Below are 19,609 nucleotides of genomic sequence, written 5' to 3' on the forward strand. Positions count from 1 at the left end.
ATCTGTAGAAACCACACTTACTCTTTTGCGGCTTTGTGGGCGGCTTCGGCCAAACGCGCCTTGATATAGTCGCGCATGACGGCATCGTCGTCCTCGAGGTTAAAGCAACGGGCATCTTCGCCCATGAGGCCGCCGGGCACAAAGTCGCCCTTTTCGCCGGGGTCAGAGACCATTTCGTCATAAAAACAAATGGAAAGCCAGCGGCTTGCCGGTTCATCATCCACCACATCCAGCAGCACAAAAAGTACACGTTCGGTCTGCACGCTGTGGCGCGCGCGCAGGGAATAACTTACGCCGGGCCGAGCCTTGAAGGTAAAGGAAATGTTGCTGTGCGCGGCCAGAAAATCCATGTATTCCGTAAATGATTTCTTGATGTTAAGCGGGTCATCCTGCCAGGAATCAAGAAATTTACGCAGTTCTTCGGAACCTGTAACTTCCATACGCGCTCCTTTTATGGGTTACGGCGGCGTGTCAGCGGGTCCATTGCCAGGGGGGGGTGCCAATGTTCAACCCCCAAATGCCACGCCTGTCCAATACCGCCTGATGTTCCTGAATAAGCCAGCGGCGGCAAAAAATGGCCCTGCACTTCTGCCTGTCCACCCAGGCCAGACCTTCCATCACCAGCTTGTAGTTGACGGAATCACCGCCCACCTGCACAAGTGCGGTAATGGGGCCAGCTTCGAGCTGCCCCACGTCTTCAACGTCCACTTTGGCTCCCTTGGGCATCATGCGCTGCAAATAGGCCAGCGCCTGAGGCCCGTAAGGCTGCCTGAGACTGGGAGCTTCAATGCCGTAAAAAACCAGCACCTTCTCAGGTTCTTCACTGTCTTTCTTGGTGCTGACTGAAATGGTATTGCCGTCTTCCACTCTTACCACATACGCATTCCACGTTGTAGCCGCAGCAGATGGAGACACAGCCAGAACCATAAGGATTATACTTGTAAAAAGCTGGTTAAGCATTGCTGAATCCCTCGGTAAAGGCCTGCAAATGTGCGCCAGCAGATAATGCCTGTGCCGCCAGACCTTTGTCAAGGCAGGCGGCACAGGCATCAAGGAGGGGAATCAGAAATCAAACAGTATTGCTACCCCCAGACAGTGCGTCCTATCTGGTAGGCGGCTGTGGCTACAGCAAAGGCCAGAGCCGTGTTGAACACTATGCTGAACGCCACCCAGCCCCAGCTGCCAGCCTCCTGCCGAATGACCACCAGGGCCACAAAGCAGGGGGAATACAGCAGCACGAAGAGCATCAGGGAAAGCGCAGTGGCCTTTGACCATGCTTCATCACCCTTGAGACGTTCCGCAAGAGGAGCGGCGTCTTCGGGATCCTGATCGCCCATGGCATAGGCAGTGCCCATGGTGGCCACAACAGCTTCCTTGGCGGCCACACCGGCCAGCAGGGCTATGTCGGTGCGCCAGTCAAAGCCCATGGGGCGCGTAGCGGGTTCCACAGCCTTGCCAAGACGGCCTGCCACGGAAAAGGCCAAGGCTTCTTCCTTAAGCTCGTTGCGCACGTTGCCGAGTTCATCTTCAATGGGGGCGCGGGCTTCGTCACCTTCAGGGATAGCCGCGATCTTTTCCTCAAGCTGGGCAATCTGGGCGTCAAAGGGGGCGGACTTGTCTTCCGGCAGACCGGGGAAGGTCATGGCGGCCCAGATCAGGATAGAAATGGCCACAAGCACGGTACCGGCCTTCTTGAGGTACATCCAGGCGCGTTCCCAGCAGTGCAGCAAAAGGCTCATGAGGGTAGGCATGCGGTACGGGGGCAACTCCATAACAAAGGGAGTGGCCTCGCCCTTGACGATGGAAGAGCGCAGCAGGCGCGCCACCAGCAGAGCCATGACCCAACCGGTTATCATGATAAGAAACATAACCGTGGGGGCATTGTCAGGAAAGAATGCCCCGGCCAGCAGCAGAAACACGGGCAGCTTTGCGCCGCAGGTCATGTAGGGCAGCGTGAGCAGTGTTGCCAGTTTTTCCTTGGGGCTGCGCAGGGTACGGGTTGCCATGACGCCGGGGATGGCGCAACCGCCCGCAATACCGCCAGCGATAATATAGGGCATGACCGATGCGCCGTGCAGGCCGAAAAAGCGGAAGATGCGGTCCATCATGTAGGCCACGCGGGCCATGTAGCCGCTGTCTTCCATAAAGGAGATAAGCGCAAACATGATGAGAATGAGCGGCACAAAGCTGACCACGCCGCCAACACCCGCGATGATGCCGTCCACAATAAGCGACTGGGCAAAGCCCTCGGGCAGCAGCATTGTGCAGGTATCGCCCAGCCATTTAAAGCCGTCTTCAACCCAGCCCTTGGGGTAATCGCCCACAGTAAACGTCACCTGAAACATGAGGTAGAGCACGCCGATCATGATCAGCGGCCCAAGGAAGGCGTTGGTGAGCACCTTGTCCAGCTTGTCGGAAAGGGCCAGACGGTCCTTGCCGGCATCCTGGGTTACGATGCCGTCGCGCAGCAGGCTGCGGATAAAGCCGTAACGGTAATCGGTGATGATGGATTCAAGATTGGCGTTGAGCGTGCTGCGCACATGAGCGGCAGCCTTTTTGCGCATACCCTCAAGCTCTTCGGCCAGAGCGGCATTGGCGGCGCGAACCTCGCTCATGATTTCGCTGTCGCCTTCAAGCATCTTTAGGGCAACCCAGTGGGGCATATACTTTTGGGCCAGCAGGCCATTGTCGGCAATGTTCTTTTCCATGTCCAGCAACACGGGGTCAATATCGCTGCCGTAAGAAATACGCAGGGCATTGGCTTTGCCAGCCTGCGCCAGCTTCATGGCTACGGCCATGGCTTCATCCAGACCTTCGCCGGAGCGGGCCACCATGGGCAGCACGGGGATACCCAGCAGCTCGCCAAGGCGCTCCATATCAATATGGATGCCTGCGGCGCGGGCTTCGTCCATCATGTTGCAGCCAAGCACCACGGGAATGCCCATTTCGAGCATCTGCACGGTAAGCAGCATGTTGCGTTCAAGGGCCGAGGCGTCAACAACGTCAATGACGGCCTGCACGTTGCCAGCCGCCAGCTCTCGACGCGCCACCAGTTCTTCCATGGAATAGGCGGTCAGCGAGTACGTGCCGGGCAGGTCAACCACGGTAACGTGCTTGCCGCCCACGGTGATGTGCCCTTCTTTTCTGTCAACCGTAACACCTGGATAGTTGCCCACATGCTGGCGCGCGCCAGTGTAGCCGTTGAAAACCGTTGTTTTGCCGCAGTTGGGATTGCCAGCAAGAGCTATCCGCAGCTTTCCATCAGCGTTGAAATTGGCATCATCGGGATTATTAAACTGCCGAACCGCGCTCATGCACGAACCTCCCCCATGCTATAAACAGACTGACGCCGCGCTTGCGACATCCCAGCCATTACCGCGAACAAAAATTTGTTCATACCAGCCTACCTGCCAGCAGCCTTGCCGCCATACGGCTTGCTTTACCTGACCTTTTGTCGATCCTGCCGACGGGTCCTCTGAAAGGGCTGCTCAAAAAATTGAAATTCAATTCCAAAGTCCTGATTGATTTAGCTACCTGCTCCATAAATGTCAAGCGCTGGTCATCAACTTTACGCAACTTTGCTCAACCCAATTGAGTCTATGTCAGAACAGGAGCACCACAGTCAGCCTCCTCCACAAAGGTTCCCCTGGCCTTGCTCTCAAAAAGCAGGAGGCCGCCGACCTTGGTCAGCGGCCTCCCTTCCCGTCACCGGGTTGGCAGTTCTGCATTAGAGAACTCTCCTTCAGCAGCCTATGCGCCCTTGAGGCATTCACGCAAGGAAGACACGCCGCACGAATGAACCATCTGCAAGGGGATATTGCGCGAGCGCGCCACTTGAACGGCCTTGCGCTTGGCTTCGTGCGAAATTTTGTTGGTGAACACGATCATTGCGTCAGGGTTGCCGATTTTGTCCACAAAATTGCGCTCATTGCGCGTGATGAATTTCAGGGAATGTCCGTCCTGCTCTGCCGCTGCCATGTAATCTTTTTTCAGTCGGTCCATACCGCCTATCAGGGTTACGCACATATGATCCTCCGTCTTTTGCCGCACTGCTCGATTTTGCGCGGGTGGGGTTGCTCTGTGATCTTCTTTTAATTGAAAACGAATTTCAAAGTCAAGAGGCCTGGATGATATTTTTGAAAATAAATTTCAATATAAATAACAAGGACGCTCTCCCCTGTGGAAAAGCGCCCTCATTTTGTGCGTAGAATAATAAAAAAAGCTTCTATTCTCAGCTACTTCCAGCGGGCCAGAAATTCTGCGGCGCTGTTGCCTGCATCAATATGCTTGAGAAGGGCGCTGCCGAAAACAACGGCGTCGGGCCGAGCATCGGGCGAAAGAGCCTCAAGCTGCGAAGGCTCGCGCAGGCCAAAGCCAAGAGCCAGCGGCAGCTTGAAGGCAGACCGCGCACGCCGCATGGTCACCGCCACCTGGGGCGCGAGGTCGTTGCGCTCGCCAGTGATGCCCATGACCGAAACCACATACACATAGCCCTCGCCCACGCTGTCATAGAGGGCCATGCGCTCGGCGCTGGTATTGGGGCCAACCAGAGGGATGAGGGCAATGCCTTCCTTTTTCAGGGCTTCACGCAACGGCCCGGCTTCTTCATAGGGCAGATCAGGCACGATAAAACCGTGCACGCCGCCGCGCGCGGCATCCCGCGCCAGCTTTTCATAGCCATATTGCAGAAAAGGATTCAGATAGCCCATGAGCACCACGCCAGCCTGAATAAGCCCCTTGCGTTCAATGAGTTCCTGCAGAATGCCACGCAGGCTTACGCCATCGCTCAGGGCGCGGCGCGAGGCTTCTTCCACCACCGGGCCATCTGCCACAGGGTCGGAAAAGGGCACGCCGATTTCGATAATATCCGCGCCGCCTTCGTCCAGTTCCATCAGCGTGGGCCAGAAGGTGGACTGATCGGGAAAGCCCGCCGTCAAAAAGGGAATCAGCGCCGGACGACCGGCTGCCTTGGCATCGCGGATTTTCTGTTCAAGAATATTCATGACTACACCTCTTCCTGGCCCTGCGCCGCAAAGCCCAGCGCCTTGTTGACAATGCCCAGATCCTTGTCGCCGCGACCAGACAGGTTCACCACCACCTGATCACCCTTTTTAAATTCCTGCGGGTGGTCGAGCACCCAGGCGAGCGCGTGCGAAGATTCAAGCGCGGGCAGGATGCCCTCTGCGCGGCACAGGCGTTGGAAGGCGTTGAGCGCGTTGGCGTCCTTGACCATGCCGTAATGGACGCGCCCGATTTTTTGCAGCCACGAATGTTCCGGCCCCACACCGGGATAGTCCAGCCCGGCAGAAATGGAGTGCGAGGGTTCAACCTGACCGTCTTCGTTTTGCAGCAGCATGCTGTACGCGCCGTGCAGCACGCCGGGGGTGCCAAGATTCAGCGGGGCGGAATTGAAGCAGCCCGTCTCGCCCGTACCTGCCGCCTCCACGCCGATGATGCGCACGCTGGCGTCATCCACAAAGGGATGGAACATGCCTATGGCGTTGGAGCCGCCGCCCACGCAGGCCACCACGGCATCAGGCAGCCGCCCGGTTCTTTCCAGCATCTGGGCGCGGGTTTCGCGACCAATGACGCTTTGCAGCATGCGCACCAGCTTGGGGAAGGGGTGCGGTCCGGCAGCGGTGCCAAAGCAGTAGTGGGTTGTTTTCTGGCTGCCGATCCAGGCGCGCAAGGCTTCGTTGATGGCGTCCTTGAGGGTACGGGTGCCGCTTTCCACCGCATGTACGGTAGCGCCCAGCAGCTTCATGCGCATGACGTTGGGGGCCTGCCGCACCACGTCTTCCGCTCCCATATATATGGTGCATTCCATGCCCAGACGGGCGGCGGCCGCCGCCGTGGCAACGCCGTGCTGGCCCGCGCCGGTTTCCGCCACCAGGGCTGTTTTGCCCATATACTTGGCAAGCAGGGCCTGCCCAAGGGTGTTGTTGACCTTGTGCGCGCCCGTGTGGAGCAGGTCCTCGCGCTTGAGCCACAGGCCAAAACCCAGCTCGCCCGAAAGCGTGGGGCAATAGGTCAGTGGCGTTTCGCGTCCGGCATAATTGAACAGCAGGTCTTTCAGCTCTGCCTGAAACTTTTCGGTGGGATAAATGTCGCGCATGGCCGCTTCCACTTCCATAAGGGGCGGCATAAGCAGTTCGGGAACAAAGCAGCCGCCGAACTCACCAAAGTAACTGTCTTTCATAGCGAATACCCATTGCCTTTGGAGTTTGCGGCCATAAATGCAGCCGCCATTTTTTCCCTGTTTTTACACCCCGGCGCGTCTTCCACGCCGGAATTGAAATCCACCCCGGCAGGCGCGCACATGCCTACGGCCTTTGCCACATTGGCTGCGCTCAATCCCCCGGCAAGCAGCCAGGGATGCGCCGGGCGCAGGCTGGCCAGATCCGACCAATCCAGCTTGTGCCCGCTGCCGCCACCTTTCAAGCCCGCGTCAAGCAGGTAATAGGCGCAGGCTTCGGCATTGCGTTGTAAATCATTATACAACAAAGCACGGTGGGTGTAACGATCAGGCCAGAGCACCCGAATGACGCGCTCCGCGCCGATGGCGCGGGCGCATTCCACACTCTGGTGACCGTGCAGTTGTGCATAATCAAGCCGGGCTTCGTCCATGATGCGCCGGATTTCGTCCGAACCCTGATTCACAAAAACGCCCACCCGCAGCATGGAGCCACTGTTCAGGGCAGCAGCCTGCGCAACGGTCACGCCGCGCGGGCTGCGGGGGTGAAAGATAAAACCGCACATGGCAGCACCAAGGCTGGCCGCATGGTCAACATCCTCTTGCCGTGTGAGGCCGCAGAACTTGATCAGCATGTGCAATCTCCCTCAGTTTTGGCCGTGGCTCCCAGCAGGGCCGCCAAGGCCTCGCCCGGAGTGCCGCCTTCCATCAGGGCGCTACCCACAAGGGCCGCGTGATACCCCGCAGATGCCGCAGCCAGCAGATGCTCCGCGCTGCTCATGCCGCTGGCTGCAATCCACAGTTCGCCACTGGCTGGCGGGCAGGCCTGTATCAGTTGCAGGCAGGCATCGCGGTCCACCGCCAGACTTTCCAGATCACGGGCGTTGACCTGTATGATGCGCGCTCCGCTCTCACGGGCAAGGCGCAGGTCTTCCGCATCAAATATTTCCACCACAGCCTGAATGCCGTAGCCTTCCGCCTGTTCACGCAGGGCCCGCAGGGTCGCTGCGTCCGGCGTCAGCCGCACGATGAGCAGCAGGGCCGAGGCTGGCGTGGCTGCCGTGGCCCGCACCTGCATAGGATCAAAAATAAAATCCTTACGCAGCAGGGGCGCACGCGGCCCAGTGTAGAGCGCCGGGTCGGCGGCGCGGGCCAGATATTCCAGCCGCCCGCGAAAGAAAGTTTCTTCCGTCAGCACCGACACGGCGCTGGCCCCAGCGGCGGCATACTGGCGCGCCACATCTTCCACATCCAGATTCTCGCAGATCACGCCGCGCGAGGGCGAGGCCCGCTTGTACTCCGCCACCACAGCCAGGGGGCAGCCGGGCGCGCGGAGGGTCAAGGACGCTGCAAAGTCTGGCCGCTGCCCTTCATACACCGCTGGCAGAGCGCCCTGAGCTTCCAGCGCTCGCAGGGCCTCGACCTCAGCCTCCTTGGCCTTGCGAAAGCGCTCAAGCAGCATTGAGCACCTTCCTGCCCACACCGGCGCTCACGGCCTCGCGGGCGCGGGCCATGCACAGGGCCATGTCCATCTTTTCTTCCAACAGATAGATGGCAAGCCCCACGTTGAGCACCACCATGTCCATCATGGCGCGCGGTCCATGCCCGTCGAGAATATCCTTGAGCACGGCCACGGCTTCTTCCTTGCCGCTCACGGCCAGGTCTTCCACAGTGCAGGAGGCTATGCCGAATTCCTGCGGGTCAAGCATCATGGGCGTCACCTTGCCATTGTGCAGCAGGGCCATCTTGGTGGGGCCGATGGGCGTAACTTCATCGTAGTTGCCCGAACCGCAGACCACGGCGGCGCGGTGCAGGGGCGACTGCATGAGGGTTTCGGCCACCAGCTCCACCAGCTCGGGCCGCGCCACGCCCATAAGCAAATGGCTGGGCCGCGCCGGGTTGATCATGGGGCCAAGAATGTTAAACAGGGTACGCACTCCCATTTCCTTGCGCACAGGGCCGATATTGGCAAAGGAAGGATGGAAGTACGGGGCAAAGATAAAGGCGAAGTTGCGCTTATTGACCATCTCCGCCACGGAGGCGGGATCTTTTTCCAGCGTGATGCCGAGGGCTTCCAGAGCATCCGCGCTGCCGCACTTGGACGAAACCGCCCGGTTGCCATGCTTGACCACCCTGTAGCCCATGCCTGCCAGCGTCAGAGAAGAGGCCGTGGAGCAGTTGAAGGAATGACGACCGTCGCCGCCGGTGCCCACAACATCGATGGTTGTTCCCGAAATGCCGTCCACGCGCACGGCGCGGGCCAGTGCAGCGCGCGTGGCGTGGGCCAGTTCAAGGGCGCTCTCGCCCTTCATGCGCAGCCCCATGAGAAAGCCGCCTGCCTGCGCCGGGGTCATCTTGCCGTCCATGAGGGCCGCAAAACCCGCCGCCGCCATTTCGGCGGAGAGGTCTTCCCTGCGGGCCAGACGCTCCAGAATACCGGAGAAGTCGGAGGTTTCCGCGCCAGTGCCAAGAATGCTCTGCGGGAAGTTGCCCAGCAGACGCAGGCCGTCCGGCGTAAGCACGGATTCGGGGTGGAACTGCACGCCAACCCACGGGCGGTCATTGTAGCGCAGGGCCATAACTTCGCCCTCTGGAGCGCGGGCAGTGACCGTAAAACGGGGATTTTCCGCGTCTTCATCGGCGCGCACAACAAGGGAGTGATAGCGGCCCACGCGCATGGGGTTGGGCAGGCCCAAAAACATGCCAGTTCCGTCGTGCACGATTTCTGACTGCTTGCCGTGCATGATGCACGGGCCGACCTCAACCTTGGCCCCGGCATGCAGCCCCAAAAGCTGATGTCCAAGGCACACGCCCAGTACGGGAATGCGCGGGCTGAGGCGCTTGAGGAATTCGGGGCACAGCCCCGCATCGGCGGGATGCCCCGGCCCGGGCGAAATGCAGACCATGGAAAGTTCGGGGTTCACCGCCATGTCCAGCACGGCGGGATCATCGTTGCGCAGCACCACGGGCTTGTGGCCCAAGGCATAAAAAGCCTGCACAAGATTGTAGGTAAAGGAGTCGTAATTATCGATGAGCAGAAACATATTCTTCGTCCTCCGCACGCAGGGCCAGGCGCATGATGGCTGATTTGTTGCACACTTCCTTCCATTCCAGATCGGGATCGGAGTCATGCACGATGCCTCCGCCCGCCTGCCAGAAGAGCTTGCCGTCACGCATCCACATGCTGCGGATGGTGATGCCCGTATCGAGATTCACGCTGTCCTTGTCCAGACCAAGCCAGCCGATGCAGCCTGCGTAGGGGCCGCGCGCGCGGCCTTCCACCTCGCGGATGATTTCCATGGCCCGCACCTTGGGCGCGCCCGAAACCGTACCCGCCGGGAAGGTGGCCGCCAGCACGTCCAGAGCGTCCAGCCCTTCCTCAAGCCGGGCGCTGACCCGGCTGGTGAGGTGCATGACGTGGGAGTAACGTTCAACTTCCATGTAGCGTTCCAGATTCACCGAGCCGGGCTGGGCCACGCGGCCAAGGTCGTTACGACCAAGGTCAACCAGCATGACATGCTCGGCGCGTTCCTTGGGATCGTCACGCAGTTCGGCGGCAAGGGCGGCGTCTTCAAGATCGTCCGCACCGCGTTTGCGTGTGCCTGCAATTGGCGAAAGCTGCAAATGCCCCGCCGTGCAACGCACCATGACCTCGGGCGAAGAACCAAAAAGCGTCAGCTCGGTAAAGCGCATGTAGAACATGTAGGGCGAAGCGTTGAACCGGCGCATGCGGCGGTACAGTTCAAAGGGGTTGCCCTCAAAAGGTGTGGAAAACCGCACGGAAGGCACCACCTGAATGGCCTCGCCCTGACGCAGCATCTCCTTGATGCGGCGTACGTAATCCTTGTAACCTTCCTCGCCGGGTTCGGCGCAGACATTGTCGGGATTGATGCGCACTGCCCCGGCCTGCCCTGTGGCGCGGGCCTCCAGCGATTCGCGCGAGCTTCGCAGTGCGCGGTGTTCGCCCAGGCTCACCTGACAGAGCCGGTTATACAGATGGTCGAACACAAGCACGGTTGACGGCAGCATGAGCAGGCAGTCGGCCTCGTTCTGCGGCATGACCGGGGCCAGTTTGGGATTGAACAGACCCGCCATGCCAAAACCAAGATACCCGTAAAGAGCGCGGGTAATAGGCGGCAGGTTTGTGATGTTGACCGGGCCTTCAATGGTCAGCGCAGCCATGAGCGCCCGCAGACCGTCCACAAAGGGTTTGCCCTCAAAGCGCGCCAGAGGCGTTAAGCTGTCGTTGCGGATGTCCAGCGCAAGCTTGCCATCGCAGCAGGAGATGAACAAAGCCGCATCGCAGGCCAGAATGCTGTAACGGCCCCAGCGACCATCCACCTCGGCGCTTTCAAGCAAGATGCCGTTACCGGCACCGACCATGCCCATGAACAGGCTGATGGGCGTGTCCATATCCGCTGGCAACCAGCGGGCGGTTTGTTGCAGCGTCAGCATATGCTGCGCATCACCGTTATCTTTCATCTGGCGCATCCTTTGGGTTTTTGTGCCTGAAAAACAAAAAACGCCGCCTCCCTTGGGGAGACGGCGTCTACTTACGACAATGCCAACGTACCGGAACTATTAAGCCCGCACGTCTCCCCCACGCAGTTGGATGCGCCACCACCAGCCTTTAAAGCTGTTAGAAATGGTGTTGGAGAAAACGTTCATATAAATGCCTAGTTCCTTATGTTTCAAGTCACTCTACGCATACAGCCGCAGGCTGTCAACAAGGCAGAGCGGTTTTCCAGTAAATTTCCGTTACAGCATCAGCTATGGCAAGCGGGAGGGCGCGCCCGGAGCGGTTTTGCCCTCCCCTGCCGTACAGGCCTACTTGCCGAACAAAATTTCCTGATAATTGGGCAGCGCCCACAGGTCGTCAGCCACGCGCACTTCAAGCATGTCCGCATAGCGGCGCACTTCAAGCATGCGGGGCAGCACATACTCGCGGTAGCTGAGGGCGGCTTCAAAGCCATAGCCCAGGCTGTCCGCCTTGGCCAGCACTTCTTCAAGCTGGCCGCAGGCATCCTGCATGAGGCGCAGATTCGAAGTGATTTCGGCCAGGGTCACAGTTTTGGGATCCTTGCCGATGGCGCGCATGTTGGCCGCCGCTGCCGCCAGTTCACCCTGATAGCGCATGCCCGCAGGGTAAATGATGGTATTGGCCATGCGGATAACCAGATTGGCCTCGGTACGCACGGTCTTGCAGTACTGCTCAAGGTAGATTTCCTGCCGTGCCTTGAGCTCGGCCTTGTTGAGTACGCCAGCCTTTTCATACAGGCTGACTACTTCCGGCTTGGTCAGTTCGGCCAGAGCCTCGGGGGTGGTGCGCAGGTTGGGCAGGCCACGGCGCTCGGCTTCCTTGTGCCACACTTCGGAGTAGCCGTCGCCGTTGAAAATAACGGCGCTGTGCTCGTCGATGACATGGCTGATAAAGGATTCCAGAGCCTGATTGAAGGTCTTGCCCTGGGCCAGTTCCTTTTCAAGCCAGTCGGCTGCAAAGCCCAGCGAATCAGCCATCATGGTGTTGAGCGCGGTGATGGAACCCGCCGCAGACTGGCTGGAGCCAAGCGCGCGGAACTCGAACCTGTTGCCGGTAAAGGCCACGGGGCTTGTGCGGTTGCGGTCGCCGGGATCGGCGGGCAGCGGCGGCAGCGTATCCACACCCAGATTAAGGGCGCGGCCCGTGCGGCCACCGGCGGCGTTTTCAACGCGTCCGGCGCGGAATGCTTCAAACACTTCCGTCAGCTGATCGCCGAGGAAGATGGACATGATGGCTGGCGGGGCCTCGTTGGCGCCCAGACGGTGGTCGTTGCTGGCGCTGGCGACGGTTGCGCGCAGCAGACCGCCAAACTTGTGCACGGCACGGATCATGGCGGCGCAGAACACCAGGAACTTGGCGTTGGCATGCGGTGTTTCGCCGGGATCAAACAGGGTGCCCAGCTCTGCATTGCCGATGGAATAGTTCAGATGTTTGCCCGAGCCGTTCACGCCCGCAAAGGGTTTTTCGTGCAGCAGGCACTTGAGGCCGTAGCGCTTTGCCACGTTGCGCAGCTTGGCCATGATGATGTGGTTGTGGTCAACCGCGAGGTTGCTCACCTCAAAGAGGGGCGCGATTTCATACTGGCTGGGGGCCACTTCGTTATGGCGGGTGCGCACGGGCACGCCCAGCTTGTAGAGTTCGCGCTCCACTTCCATCATGTACGAAAGCACACGCTGGGGGATAACGCCAAAGTACTGGTCGCTGAATTCCTGCCCCTTGGCCGGACGCGCGCCAAACAGGGAACGCCCGGCGATCTGGAGGTCAGGGCGGGCAAAATTGAAGTTGTGGTCAATGCAGAAGTATTCCTGCTCAAGCCCGGCGTAGGAAACAATGGGCAACGGCGTATCTTCGCCAAAGAGCGCCAGCACGCGGTGCGCCTCGCGGTTCAGGGCCTGGCCGGAACGCAGCATGGGCGTTTTTTTGTCCAGGGCAACACCCGTCCAAGAAAGGAACATGGTGGGGATGCACAGGAAGGTGCCGTTGGGATTCTCCATGATGTAGGCGGGGCTGGTCACATCCCATGCGGTATAGCCGCGCGCTTCAAAGGTGGAGCGCAGGCCGCCGGAAGGGAAGGACGAAGCGTCAGGTTCGCCGCGAATAAGCATGGAGCCGGAAAATTCGGCGATCACGCCGCCAGAGCCGTCAGGCATGAGGAAGCTGTCGTGCTTTTCGGCAGTCTGCCCGGTGAGGGGATAAAAAATGTGGGTAAAATGGGTGGCACCCTTTTCAATGGCCCAGTCTTTCATGACTGCGGCAACGGTATCGGCGATGGCGGGGTCCATGCGTTCGCCGAATTCAATGGTTTTGCGCAGCGCCTTGTACACGCTCTTGGGCAGGCGTTCACGCATGATGCGGTCATTGAACACGTTGCACCCGAAAATATCGGTGGGTTTGGTGTCCACGAAATTCAGGGGGGCCGCTTCGGGTTTGTAGGTAGTGATGGCCTCAATGGCGCTTTGTCTGGCGGATTTGCTGCTCATGGACGAACCTCGCGTTCAGGGCTGACGCAGTGTTGGGGGTGCCGATATTCCCGCGTATGGCGGTTGGATTTACGCCGCTGCATGCAAACCGCAAAACGCCCGCGCCCGTGCTGCCCTGGCGCACGCGGACAAGGGGGGCTGGTGCAGAGGCTCGCGGACGCCGTGCAGACGCCCGCACCAAAGCCATTATCTCCGGGCCTGACCGTGAGGGGTCAGGCCCGGAACAGTATACTCTAACGGAACGCGCTCTGGAACTGCCCGCCACCACACAGAGCCTGCCATGCAGAATCAATCAGCACGTATAGGCAAAGGCAGCGGCAAAACCGGAAGCGCGAACCAGAAACCGCTTTAGTTCACGCTCACGATTTCGATTTCAAACGTCAGCGTCTTGCCAGCGAGGGGGTGGTTGGCGTCAAGGGTGATCTCGTCCGCGCCAACTTCAGTGATGGTCACGTCCATCTGACCCTGCTCGTTGGAGAGCTGCAAGGGCACGCCCACGTTCAGGGGAATATGGTCGGGCACCTGGGCGCGGGGAACGGTGAACACCAGTTCGGGATCAGCCTCGCCGTAGGCATCATCAGGCGCAACGGTCACGGTAACGGTTTCACCCGCTTCGCGACCGTCAACGGCGGATTCAAAACCCGGGATCAGCATACCTTTGCCCATCACGAATTCCAGGGGTTCGCGCTCACGCGAAGAGTCGAACACCGTGCCATCGTCAAGGGTACCCGTGTAATGCGCGCGCACCGTATCGCCTTTTTTAATAGGCATAACTACTCCATTGCAGTGTGTGTGGGCGGTCTGCGGCAGTGAGCCGCATTGTCGGCAGAAGCTGCCAGGGCAGAAACCCGCCCGCGAAAAAATAACGCCCGATAATAAAGTGCAAGCAAAACACGCCGGGGGGCTTCTGTCAATCTGTAACGTTGCCATAAATGCCTCCAATCCCCCTTCCAGCGCGGGTTTGCGGGCTTTGATCTTTTGCGCGGCATTACGGTAAAAATACAACTGCCGCAGTTGCATTCCGCCCTGACGCGACACAGGTGCCACACCGCCGCGACAGCCGCTTGCAGGCTTGACAGAGTGCCATACGACACTAATAATCAACAATTACTCTCAACGGGAAAATCCCGCTCTTGTTCGGGCGGCACACGCAATCTTTCAGAGGTATCTCAGAGGTATTTTATGTCCGATATTCGCTCCACGTACACCGACGAATGCAATTTTTATGGCCGCCACACCCCCCGCGAGCTGGCTGAAACCTTCGGCACCCCTCTCTATGTATATAATGAGAACGTGCTGCGGCAGCGTTGCCGCGACCTTATGGGGCTTTCCAAACACCCCGGTTTCGGCGTGAACTATTCTGTCAAGGCCAATGCGACCCCCGCCCTGCTGCGCATAGTGCGCGAGGAAGGGCTGGTGGTGGACGCCATGAGCCCCGGCGAACTGTACATGGACGAGCTGGCCGGTTTTACCCCTGCCGAAATTCTGTACATTTCCAACAACAACTCCGAAGCCGAGCTGAAAAACGCCGTTTCGCGCGGGCTGCTTATCAGTGTGGATTCTCTTTCGCAGCTTGATACCCTTGGCCGCATCAACAAGGGCGGCAAGGTCATGGTGCGTTTTAACCCCGGCATTGGCGCGGGCCACCATGCCAAGGTCATCACTGCGGGCAAGGACACCAAATTTGGCGTCACCCCTGACAAGCTGGACGAAGTTTTTGCCCTGCTTGAAAAACACGACCTCACGCTGGCTGGCATCAACCAGCACATCGGCTCGCTCTTTATGGAACCAGACGGCTACCTTGATGCCGCCGAAGTGCTGCTGCATCTTGCCGACCGCCTGCCCGCCAGCATGCTGGCAAAGCTTGAAGTCATCGACTTTGGCGGCGGCTTTGGCATTCCCTACCACAAGTACGAAGGTCAGGCCCGCCTGAGCATGGCCGACCTTGGCAGCCGCCTGCACGCCCTCATTGCGGGCTGGTCTGAAAAATCCGGCTACAAGGGCCGTTTTCTTGTGGAACCGGGCCGCTATGTGGCCGCCGAATGCTGCGTGCTGCTGGGCACCGTGTTTGCCGTCAAAAACAATGGCGACAAGCGCTACGTGGGCACCAATCTGGGCTTTAACGTGCTTGTGCGCCCCGCCATGTACGATTCCTTCCATGATGTGGAAATCTACGGGGCCGACACCCAGACACGCAAAAACATGGTGCAGACCATTGTGGGCAATATTTGTGAAAGCGGCGATATCCTTGCCAAGGAACGCGAACTGCCCGTTATGTGCGAGGGAGATGTGCTTGGGGTACTTGACGCCGGAGCTTATGGATTTACTATGGGTTCCAACTACAACCAGCGTCGTCGCCCTGCTGAAGTTCTCATTCAAAGCGACGGCACTGCCAAACTTATCCGCCGCCGCGAAACCCTTGAGGATCTTGCGCGCTGCCTGATGGATTAATGTGACACAATTACGCGGCGCATCCGCGCAGCAGGCCCGGCCCGCGCCCGACCTGAGCACTTCCCCCCGCGCGGTCTGGCGGTTGACCTGGCCCCAGATGCTCATGATGTACCTTATGTTCTTCATGGGCTTTGTGGCTGTATGGGTTGCCGGACAGATCAGCGCGGACGTTCAGGCGGCGCTGGGCATGGTGAACCAGTGCAGCATCCTGCTGATGGTGGTTGCCATGGCTCTTTCAAGCGGCGCTACGGCGGCTGTGAGCCAGTCGCTGGGCGCGCTTAAAGTCATGCGCGCCCAGCGCTATATAGGCACAACGGTTATTGGCTGCATGGGCCTTGGGCTTCTTGTGGCCCTGGCAGCCGCCCTTTTCAGCGACGGCATACTGCGCGTGCTCATGGTGCCGGAAAGCATCATGCCGCAAACCCGCGAAATGTGGGCAGCCAGCATGCTTGGTCTGCCCGCGCAGTATCTGTACGCGTCAACCGGGGTCATGTTCCGCGCCACGCGTCAGGTTTTGCCGCCCCTGTGGGTTGCCTCCGGCGTATGCCTGTTCAACCTGCTGGCCTGCCTGGGCCTTGGGCTTGGCTGGTTTGGCATGCCCAACATGGGCTATATGGGTCTGATCTGGGCCAACGTGGGCGCGCAGTATCTTGGCGCTGTATGCAACTGCTTGCTGCTGGTGCATTCCGGCTACCTGAACCGCAAATCCCTGCCCTCCCTGCGCTGGCTCCGCGCTGGCCTGCCCTACCTGCTCAAAGTGGCCCTGCCCGCAGGCGCGGCCCAGATCGTATGGCAGTCCGGCTACATGATGCTGTTTGTTCTGGTGGCGTCATTGCCCTCCGACAGCGTCAATGCGCTGGCCGGTCTCAATGCCGGTCTGCGGGTGGAAGCCCTGCTGTTTTTGCCGGGCATGGCCTTCAACATGAGCGTGGCCGTGCTGGTGGGCAACAGCCTTGGTGCGGGCAAATCCGCCGAGGCCCGCCGCGTGGCCCTCAATATGGTGACGCTTGCGGCTGTGGCCATGAGCTTTATGGCCGCCCTGCTCTGGCCCTTCCGGCAGGAGGTGGCCCACCTGCTCTCGCAGGAGCCGGGCACGCAAGCGCAAATTGTGAGCTACCTTACCTATAACCTGCTCTCCACGCCCTTTTCCATCGCAAGCACTGTCATGGGTGGCGTGATGACGGGAGCCGGTGCCACCAAGTACAACCTCATGATTTTTGGCGGCAGTTTCTGGCTGGTGCGCCTGCCCTTGGGCTGGCTGCTTGGTCACATGCTCTGGGGCACGGCCTCGGGCGTATTTGTGGCCATGCTCGTATCCCAGATTCTGCAAACCAGCATCATGCTTTATGTGGTGCTTTTCAGCGACTGGACGCGCTTTGCCATGAGCCGCTGCCGTCAGCCGCAAACCCCGTAAATACCGCCCGAGAGGCCGCAATGGCGGCACCCTGGCATGCGCCCGCGCACTGTTTGCATCTGCGCATTGAGACGCGAGGAGACGATTGTGAGCAAGACCTTTATCCCTGTCAGTCTGGACGGACGCCAACAGTATTACGAACTGTGGGGCCGCACCCCTCAGCGTTCACTGGACTACACCCTGGCAAACCTGTGGGGCTGGCAGGATTACTACGGCCTTGAATGGTGCTTTGAGGACAACCTCTGCTGGATACGTCAGACTCGGCCCTATGCCGTGTGCTGGGCCCCTGTGGGCGACTGGAACGCGGTTTCGTGGAAGGATCTGCTGCCCTGCGGCTTCAACCCCGAGGCCCACAACATCACCCGCGTGCCGGAAAAGCTGCTGGAAATCTGGCAGCGCGAACTGCCCGGCCTTGTGGATGCGGATGAAGATCGCGGCCAGTGGGAATACCTGTACAAACAGGAAGAACTGGCGGAACTGCCGGGCAACCGCTTTCACAAAAAGAAAAATCATCTCAACAGCTATGTGAAGACCTACGGCCAGCCGGACTACCACACGCTGGACGACGCCATGGTTGAAGACGTGCTGGCCGTGCAGGACGACTGGTGCCAGTGGCACGAATGCGAGGAATCGCCTTCGCTCAGGGCCGAGAATGAGGCCATCAACCGTGTGCTCAGCCACTGGAACTGTTTCACCGGACTTGTGGGCGGTTCGCTCTATGTGGACGGCAAGATGGTGGCCTTCAGCGTGGGCGAGAATCTGGACGGCGCAAACCTTGGCGTGCATTACGAAAAAGGCCTGAACGGCTTCAAGGGCGTGTACCAGACCATCAACTGCCTGTTCTCGCGTAACGCTGGCGCTGGATTTACCTACATCAACCGGGCGCAGGATCTGGACGAGGAAGGCTTGCGTCAGGCCAAGATGACCTACCTGCCTGCCGACTTTCTGCGCAAGTACAAGGTGCGCATCCGCAAGAGCTGACGTTTGGCAGCCGCGCCGCAGCGTGGGGGCAAGCTTCTGTTCACCGCGCTTCGGGCCTGAAAGACATAAAACCGCGCATCCGTCCTTATCAGAACGGTATGCGCGGTTTTTTATTTGTGCGGCCTTACTGTGTATTGCTATTTTCCCGGCGCGCAGCCAGTTGAAAAATGTCCTTTTGCTGACAACCAAAACAAATGCAAAACCCCGACAGAAGCCGGGGAATTGCACGAAAAAAACAGTTGAGGTGGTTGAATCATGCCAGAATTGGTATTCCTGTCAACATAAGATACCAGTCAGCAAAAAATAATCTTTCCACCCCATTTATCTACTTGCGACACCCTGCATTGATTTTTTTTAATCTGCAATATTAATCTGATACAGGGCATGTGCAGATATGCCCTTCAGTCAACAGCAGGAAGAATATCGCTCCCCGACCTCCCCTGGAAAAAATATTTTTTAGCCCACCTGCCTCTCCCTCATATCCTGGGGCAGATCAAGCAACCGCCTTAGGCTACGTGGAACAACAGCACGCAAGCACAGCAATATTTGCGCAATAGCAACGAAATTTCGTTGAAATTTATGAAATATCATTTCTCATTGAAGGGCAAAATCAACAAAAAATAAAACTAATATACTGTAATTATAGAAATAAAACATAACGGCTTGGTTCTTGAATACTACGGCCCAATGATGCTGCTCCCCCACACAATGGGGAAGGCATATTGGGCTGAAGCTGGCAAAAGGAAACCACGGATACGGAGCAAGCAACTTGCCGTGCTTTGCACCGTTTCCGGCGGCATTTGATTTTGCTCGATCAATGTCTGGCTTTGTGCTCTAGGCTGGACAGAACAATGAACTTTTGAGGTGTGATGATGTCAAAATTCGCAACGCCGCAGTTGGATCAGCTTGAATCCGGTCCATGGCCGAGCTTTGTATCCGATATCAAGCAGGAAGCTGCGCATCGCGCGGCCAATGCCAACAATGTCGAGTATCAGATCCCTGTGGACTGCCCTGAAGACCTTCTGGGAGTGCTTGAGCTTTCCTACAACGAAATGGAAACACACTGGAAGCACGGCGGCATCGTGGGTGTGTTTGGTTACGGCGGCGGCGTTATCGGCCGTTACTGCGATCAGCCCGAAATGTTCCCCGGCGTGGCGCACTTCCACACCATGCGTGTGGCCCAGCCTTCCGGCAAGTACTACCACAGCAAGTTCCTGCGCGACCTGTGCGACATCTGGGACATGCGCGGCTCTGGCCTGACCAACATGCACGGCTCCACCGGCGACATCGTGCTGCTCGGTACCCAGACCCCCCAGCTGGAAGAAATCTTCCACGAACTGACCCACAAACTGAACGTCGACCTGGGTGGTTCCGGCTCCAACCTGCGTACGCCTGAAGCCTGCCTTGGCCAGTCGCGCTGCGAATATGCCTGCTACAACACGCAGGACATGTGCTACCAGCTGACCATGGACTATCAGGACGAACTGCATCGTCCCGCCTTCCCCTACAAGTTCAAGTTCAAGTTCGACGGTTGCCCCAACGGCTGCGTG

16 protein-coding genes and 1 pseudogene are annotated in these 19,609 nt (G+C 58.9%); 5 read left to right on the plus strand and 12 right to left on the minus strand.

Annotated features, from left to right (window positions below):
- Positions 1-17: 17 nt before the first annotated feature.
- The 11 genes from JMF94_RS14775 to JMF94_RS14825 form a co-directional block, all read right to left on the minus strand.
- A complete protein-coding gene (locus JMF94_RS14775) occupies positions 18-440 on the minus strand; it encodes a hypothetical protein (protein WP_022659212.1) in 423 nt (140 codons plus the stop codon).
- 31 nt (positions 441-471) lie between these two features.
- Positions 472-960, minus strand: a complete 489-nt coding sequence (locus JMF94_RS14780; RefSeq protein WP_240826053.1) for a thermonuclease family protein — start codon at positions 958-960, stop codon at positions 472-474.
- A 122-nt stretch (positions 961-1,082) separates the two neighbouring features.
- The gene (feoB, locus tag JMF94_RS14785; protein WP_240826054.1) at positions 1,083-3,314 is read right to left on the minus strand and encodes a ferrous iron transport protein B; all 2,232 of its coding nucleotides are present in this window, start codon (positions 3,312-3,314) and stop codon (positions 1,083-1,085) included.
- A 436-nt stretch (positions 3,315-3,750) separates the two neighbouring features.
- Positions 3,751-4,026, minus strand: coding sequence for a DUF2325 domain-containing protein (locus tag JMF94_RS14790; RefSeq protein ID WP_022659208.1), 276 nt, complete (start codon positions 4,024-4,026; stop codon positions 3,751-3,753).
- 209 nt (positions 4,027-4,235) lie between these two features.
- Positions 4,236-5,003 (minus strand): tryptophan synthase subunit alpha, encoded by a 768-nt coding sequence (trpA, locus tag JMF94_RS14795; protein WP_240826055.1) that lies wholly within the window; start codon positions 5,001-5,003, stop codon positions 4,236-4,238.
- Positions 5,004-5,005: 2 nt separating this feature from the next.
- Positions 5,006-6,199, minus strand: coding sequence for a tryptophan synthase subunit beta (gene trpB, locus JMF94_RS14800; RefSeq protein WP_240826056.1), 1,194 nt, complete (start codon positions 6,197-6,199; stop codon positions 5,006-5,008).
- A complete protein-coding gene (locus JMF94_RS14805; protein WP_240826058.1) occupies positions 6,196-6,828 on the minus strand; it encodes a phosphoribosylanthranilate isomerase in 633 nt (210 codons plus the stop codon). The genes trpB and JMF94_RS14805 overlap by 4 nt, the downstream gene beginning before the upstream one ends.
- Positions 6,822-7,655, minus strand: coding sequence for an indole-3-glycerol-phosphate synthase (locus JMF94_RS14810; protein ID WP_240826060.1), 834 nt, complete (start codon positions 7,653-7,655; stop codon positions 6,822-6,824). Before JMF94_RS14810 ends, JMF94_RS14805 begins: the two co-directional genes overlap by 7 nt.
- The gene (gene trpD, locus JMF94_RS14815; protein WP_240826061.1) at positions 7,645-9,237 is read right to left on the minus strand and encodes an anthranilate phosphoribosyltransferase; all 1,593 of its coding nucleotides are present in this window, start codon (positions 9,235-9,237) and stop codon (positions 7,645-7,647) included. The genes JMF94_RS14810 and trpD overlap by 11 nt, the downstream gene beginning before the upstream one ends.
- Positions 9,218-10,675 carry an anthranilate synthase component I family protein gene (locus JMF94_RS14820; protein ID WP_240826062.1) on the minus strand — a complete coding sequence of 486 codons (1,458 nt, stop codon included), beginning with the start codon at positions 10,673-10,675 and terminating at the stop codon, positions 9,218-9,220. Before JMF94_RS14820 ends, trpD begins: the two co-directional genes overlap by 20 nt.
- A gap of 345 nt (positions 10,676-11,020) precedes the next feature.
- Positions 11,021-13,213 (minus strand): glutamine synthetase III, encoded by a 2,193-nt coding sequence (locus JMF94_RS14825; RefSeq protein WP_240826063.1) that lies wholly within the window; start codon positions 13,211-13,213, stop codon positions 11,021-11,023.
- A 56-nt stretch (positions 13,214-13,269) separates the two neighbouring features.
- Between JMF94_RS14825 and JMF94_RS14830 the strand changes: the two genes are divergently transcribed.
- Positions 13,270-13,518 carry a hypothetical protein gene (locus JMF94_RS14830; RefSeq protein ID WP_240826064.1) on the plus strand — a complete coding sequence of 83 codons (249 nt, stop codon included), beginning with the start codon at positions 13,270-13,272 and terminating at the stop codon, positions 13,516-13,518.
- A 43-nt stretch (positions 13,519-13,561) separates the two neighbouring features.
- On the opposite strand, the gene JMF94_RS14835 is transcribed toward JMF94_RS14830, so the two are convergent.
- Positions 13,562-13,984 carry a peptidylprolyl isomerase gene (locus JMF94_RS14835; protein WP_192112037.1) on the minus strand — a complete coding sequence of 141 codons (423 nt, stop codon included), beginning with the start codon at positions 13,982-13,984 and terminating at the stop codon, positions 13,562-13,564.
- A gap of 411 nt (positions 13,985-14,395) precedes the next feature.
- On the opposite strand from JMF94_RS14835, the gene lysA reads away from it, so the two are divergent.
- From lysA to JMF94_RS14855, 4 genes and pseudogenes are all read left to right on the plus strand, one after another.
- The gene (lysA, locus tag JMF94_RS14840) at positions 14,396-15,664 is read left to right on the plus strand and encodes a diaminopimelate decarboxylase (protein WP_240826065.1); all 1,269 of its coding nucleotides are present in this window, start codon (positions 14,396-14,398) and stop codon (positions 15,662-15,664) included.
- Between the two features lies 1 nt (position 15,665).
- Positions 15,666-17,078, plus strand: coding sequence for an MATE family efflux transporter (locus JMF94_RS14845; protein WP_240826066.1), 1,413 nt, complete (start codon positions 15,666-15,668; stop codon positions 17,076-17,078).
- An 87-nt stretch (positions 17,079-17,165) separates the two neighbouring features.
- A complete protein-coding gene (locus JMF94_RS14850) occupies positions 17,166-18,059 on the plus strand; it encodes a phosphatidylglycerol lysyltransferase domain-containing protein (protein WP_240826067.1) in 894 nt (297 codons plus the stop codon).
- 872 nt (positions 18,060-18,931) lie between these two features.
- Positions 18,932-19,609 (plus strand): annotated as a pseudogene (locus tag JMF94_RS14855) (sulfite reductase, dissimilatory-type subunit alpha); the annotation flags it as partial.

The organism is Desulfovibrio sp. UIB00 (assembly GCF_022508225.1).
Lineage (GTDB): Bacteria > Desulfobacterota > Desulfovibrionia > Desulfovibrionales > Desulfovibrionaceae > Desulfovibrio.

Coding starts and splice junctions, on each gene's coding strand:
- JMF94_RS14820 (WP_240826062.1), bottom strand. CDS start 10,675: ATGAAAGATAACGGTGATGCGCAGCATATGCTGACGCTGCAACAAACC.
- JMF94_RS14775 (WP_022659212.1), bottom strand. CDS start 440: ATGGAAGTTACAGGTTCCGAAGAACTGCGTAAATTTCTTGATTCCTGG.
- JMF94_RS14810 (WP_240826060.1), bottom strand. CDS start 7,655: ATGCTGCTTGAGCGCTTTCGCAAGGCCAAGGAGGCTGAGGTCGAGGCC.
- trpA (WP_240826055.1), bottom strand. CDS start 5,003: ATGAATATTCTTGAACAGAAAATCCGCGATGCCAAGGCAGCCGGTCGT.
- JMF94_RS14825 (WP_240826063.1), bottom strand. CDS start 13,213: ATGAGCAGCAAATCCGCCAGACAAAGCGCCATTGAGGCCATCACTACC.
- feoB (WP_240826054.1), bottom strand. CDS start 3,314: ATGAGCGCGGTTCGGCAGTTTAATAATCCCGATGATGCCAATTTCAAC.
- JMF94_RS14830 (WP_240826064.1), top strand. CDS start 13,270: ATGGCGGTTGGATTTACGCCGCTGCATGCAAACCGCAAAACGCCCGCG.
- JMF94_RS14780 (WP_240826053.1), bottom strand. CDS start 960: ATGCTTAACCAGCTTTTTACAAGTATAATCCTTATGGTTCTGGCTGTG.
- trpD (WP_240826061.1), bottom strand. CDS start 9,237: ATGTTTCTGCTCATCGATAATTACGACTCCTTTACCTACAATCTTGTG.
- JMF94_RS14790 (WP_022659208.1), bottom strand. CDS start 4,026: ATGTGCGTAACCCTGATAGGCGGTATGGACCGACTGAAAAAAGATTAC.
- JMF94_RS14805 (WP_240826058.1), bottom strand. CDS start 6,828: ATGCTGATCAAGTTCTGCGGCCTCACACGGCAAGAGGATGTTGACCAT.
- trpB (WP_240826056.1), bottom strand. CDS start 6,199: ATGAAAGACAGTTACTTTGGTGAGTTCGGCGGCTGCTTTGTTCCCGAA.
- JMF94_RS14835 (WP_192112037.1), bottom strand. CDS start 13,984: ATGCCTATTAAAAAAGGCGATACGGTGCGCGCGCATTACACGGGTACC.
- lysA (WP_240826065.1), top strand. CDS start 14,396: ATGTCCGATATTCGCTCCACGTACACCGACGAATGCAATTTTTATGGC.